This is a genomic window from Oceanisphaera sp. (assembly GCF_052084945.1).
Classification (GTDB): Bacteria; Pseudomonadota; Gammaproteobacteria; order Enterobacterales; family Aeromonadaceae; genus Oceanimonas.
The window spans coordinates 19225-22850 of record NZ_JBQDEX010000033.1 but is presented as its reverse complement, the minus strand read 5'-3'; the positions used below and the strand labels follow the sequence as shown (position 1 = coordinate 22850).

General features: G+C 45.5%; 4 protein-coding genes and 1 tRNA gene. 3 read left to right on the top strand and 2 right to left on the bottom strand.

Annotation, left to right across the window (positions count from 1 at the left end; genetic code table 11):
- A partial coding sequence (locus tag ACTHY5_RS04895; RefSeq protein WP_441877189.1) for a Crp/Fnr family transcriptional regulator occupies nucleotides 1-485 on the bottom strand: 485 nt, incomplete at its 3' end.
- A 761-nt stretch (nucleotides 486-1246) separates the two neighbouring features.
- On the opposite strand from ACTHY5_RS04895, the gene radC reads away from it, so the two are divergent.
- From radC to ACTHY5_RS04880, 3 genes are all read left to right on the top strand, one after another.
- A complete protein-coding gene (radC, locus tag ACTHY5_RS04890) occupies nucleotides 1247-1780 on the top strand; it encodes a RadC family protein (protein ID WP_432340110.1) in 534 nt (177 codons plus the stop codon).
- A gap of 70 nt (nucleotides 1781-1850) precedes the next feature.
- A complete protein-coding gene (locus ACTHY5_RS04885) occupies nucleotides 1851-2177 on the top strand; it encodes a tetratricopeptide repeat protein (RefSeq protein WP_441877187.1) in 327 nt (108 codons plus the stop codon).
- A 355-nt stretch (nucleotides 2178-2532) separates the two neighbouring features.
- Entirely contained in the window at nucleotides 2533-3225 is a 693-nt protein-coding gene (locus tag ACTHY5_RS04880; RefSeq protein WP_441877184.1) for a DUF3275 family protein, read from the top strand.
- Between the two features lie 225 nt (nucleotides 3226-3450).
- On the opposite strand, the gene ACTHY5_RS04875 is transcribed toward ACTHY5_RS04880, so the two are convergent.
- Nucleotides 3451-3526, bottom strand: a tRNA-Phe gene (locus tag ACTHY5_RS04875).
- Between the last annotated feature and the right edge of the window lie 100 nt (nucleotides 3527-3626).

Genomic DNA, 3626 nt, shown 5'->3' with positions numbered 1-3626 from the left:
TCCACTAAATAGCTCGCCATACGTTGCGCAGCGTTACCTATGGTCAGTAAGTCAATCCGGTTCAACGACTGAGAAACGGCGATCGCCATGTTTTCTAACAATTGCATTGCCAAGCCTAGGTTACACTGACAAAGAGCCAATAAGCTTTCTTTAGACATTTTATATAACGTTACATTGCCCAATGCTTGTGCAGTTAACGGATACTGTGCATCGCGAATAAACATCATTGTCTCTGCTACAGTGTCTCCCATTCTTAGCGTGCGGAAAATCTTTTCTTCACCACTGTAACAGGGGCGATAAAGCACTACTTCACCGCTTTTTATCCAATAAAAGTGTGTGGCTGGCTGACCAAAGCGAAATATAACTTCATGCCCTGTAAGTTGTATTGTTTTGGCATCATCAAGCAAAGCGCCCAGAAGGTTTTTATCTAGGGACTCAACAAAAGACGGTTCATATGCAGCTGAAGAAACCAAGAGGCTACCCATAATTATTTCGAAAAAAGACTGTATCGAGAATAAGAACCATTCTACTCTAGTATCAACAAATTGCCAACGTTAGATATTTTATACATCCCATATTGGTATTTAGAGCCACAACACAAGTCACTTTAAGCAACCCGGCTGGAAGCAACAGAGATTAAAGCTTCTAATGGCATTGCGAGAAGCCAGACCTAGGTATTTCTTGAATTGAGATTAAGAGAGCAAAACTGCGGCACTTTAGTCAGTAGTTGATAGCACTTTTTGCACTGCCCTCCCAGTGCTGGACAACCCAACACAAGTTACCTATTATTCAGTCATGTTTCGCTAATCGTTGATTAGCAACATGCCAAAAGCCGTGTACATGATGCAAAGCGGCGCTCACGTAGCGAGTTCATGTTCAATCGACCTATCCTTGGCTGGCGGAGAAATCACTCTCCGCTGGGTGCTGTGCTCTCCGTCTTTTCTTTCGGGGACATACAATGCAAATCACAATTGCTGAGGCATGCTTTAACTGCAAAAAAACTATTGGAGCAATCCCTGTTCAGCTTAATGAAGCTCATAAGCATGGACTAGATAAAGAAGCTCTAATCAGTAGCGGTATTGATATATGTGATACCTGCTACACCACAATGATGATTCATCATGAGTATGTAGAATACTGCTCATACGAACGCACCTGATCTAATAACCCTACCCATCTTGGCGGAAAACACTTTTCCGTTAAGGGATCTGTGTTTCTCCGCCTTTTGCTTTTTTGGAGAAACACCATGCAAACTACTAACGAAGCAACTAATAGTTCACTGAGCTTTTTAGACAATGTCTATGGTTTCTTACGGGAACCGGATGGCACCTATAGCGCTAAAAATATCAGCGAAACAGATGTGCTAAAAATGGCAAGCCTCATTGCAGCACAGAAAATTAACAATCGAGTCTGTATAGACTCTCCTAAGAAAGCCACCGAGCTGATTCAGTTCAAAATGGGCAAGCCTGAGCATGAAGTGTTTGCGTGCTTGTTCCTAGACACCAAACATAACGTCATAGCTTATGAAACGCTGTTTTACGGCACTGTTGACGGCGCTAGTGTCTATCCTCGTCAAGTGGTTAAGCGCGCTTTGGCTAATAATGCCGCAGCTTGCATAATCGCGCACAACCACCCTTCAGGTGACCCAGAGCCGAGCCAGGCAGACAAAACGCTAACCAAACGTCTAAAAGAGGCACTAGCCTTGATCGACGTACGCATCCTGGATCACATGGTCGTTGGTCACACGACCTACTCATTTGCAGAAAATAATCTTCTGTAAACTCTCCAAAATCCCGTATGGGCATTACTGCCTGTACGGGGTAATGCCGTCTTACCAAGAGGCATAATCAATGAGAAAACTCACTAAAGCCGCATTAACACGGTTGACAAAAAAAGCATTAAACGGCGACACGGACGCTCAGTTTGTCTTAGCTAATGTGTACTGCTACGCAGCGGCAGATGGCGTAACTAGAGATCGCATTAAAGCTTTTGAATGGGCAGAGAAAGCTGCTCTTCAAGGTCATACACAAGCGCTATATTTTGCTGGCGATGCTCTACTGTGGGGCAAAGGTGTTGCTTCAGATCGAGCAAGAGCTTTAAAAATGCTTGATAAAGCTGCACTGCAGGGCTGTCCAAACGCATACCACACGATTAAAAGCATTAATCAAAACATGTAACCACATGAACATACTGCAAGCGCCTACATCCCAATTCGGTATGTAGGCGTTTTTATTTGTGCTACCCGGAATACAGGGTTGAGATAGAGCTATAAATACCGTATCTCGCCCTTCTGAACCAATGCTGATTAGCAGCTTTTGGTACTGACCAACCGCGTCTGGACAACCAAACACATGTCACTTATTATTCAGTCATGTTCCGCTGATCGTTGATTAGCAACATGCCAAAAGCCGTGTACATGATGCAAAGCGGCGCTCACGTTGTGAGTTCATGTTTAACCTACCTACCCTTGGCGGAAAATACTTTCCGTCAGGACAAGTGTTTCTCCGCTTTTTGCTTTTTTGGAGAAACACCATGAGCATCCAGATCCCTGGAACCCTTGTCATCAAGACGATTACCGGTCGTTACGGTGACTTCAATACTGCAAAGCTCTCAACTTCAATAGGTGAGTTCGTTATCAAGGATGCAGTCCTTGATCAGTACACAGCTGGTCGCTATGAAGGCTCGTTCCTGATCCAGCAAATCAAACCCTCTTACTACTCCACTGCTGGTGGCACATTGATCGTTGAGATCCGTGCATACCTCGAATCCATGTCGCTTGACGGTTTTGACGCAACTGTCACTGCTGATGATGAGATGATTCAAGACCCGGTTGAAGAAGAAGCTCCTCAGCTTCCGGATTTAGAACCGGAACCTGCAGAGTTTGAAACACCTACCTTTGAAATCCCGCCTGTCGAGATTCCTTCTCTTGAGGACAAAATCACCTTCATAACAGTTGGTGACAAACCCCAAAAAACTCAATCAAAGCCAAAAACTGAGAGCTCCGAGGAAATGCCTTTTGGCATGACCGAAGCGGAGTTGGAACAACAGGCTGATCCTGACCCGGACAAAGCATTATTTGGACTTATTTGGCCTCTCGGTCAGGAAGTACGCCTCGATGCCACTGTTGATCGACTGACCCAGCGTTCCCAGGTTGCACGCTTGCGTGAGCTTGGTTACGAGATGGACATCAAATCTCAGATGTGGAAGCAGCCCGCTTACACTTAACGTCACCGCCACCCAGCTCTGCTTGGGTGGCCACTTACAAAGACTCAAGGAGCACGATATGAGTCGCCCTGTACCCATAATGCTCATGCGCGACTACAGCGTTTCAGTCGAGCTCAGAACTCCCGAGCTTCAAAATACTAGGACGGTATTCAGTAGAAATATGCTGGATGCTGACCAACTGATTACAAGTCAGTTGCTCTACCAACTGAGCTATGCCGGCTTAAATGGTGCCCGGAGACGGAATCGAACCGCCGACACGAGGATTTTCAATCCTCTGCTCTACCGACTGAGCTATCCGGGCGTAGTCGAAAAGTATCGACTATTAAAACTCTTTACTTCGACTTACTTAATATGGTGCCCGGAGACGGAATCGAACCGCCGACACGAGGATTTTCAATCCT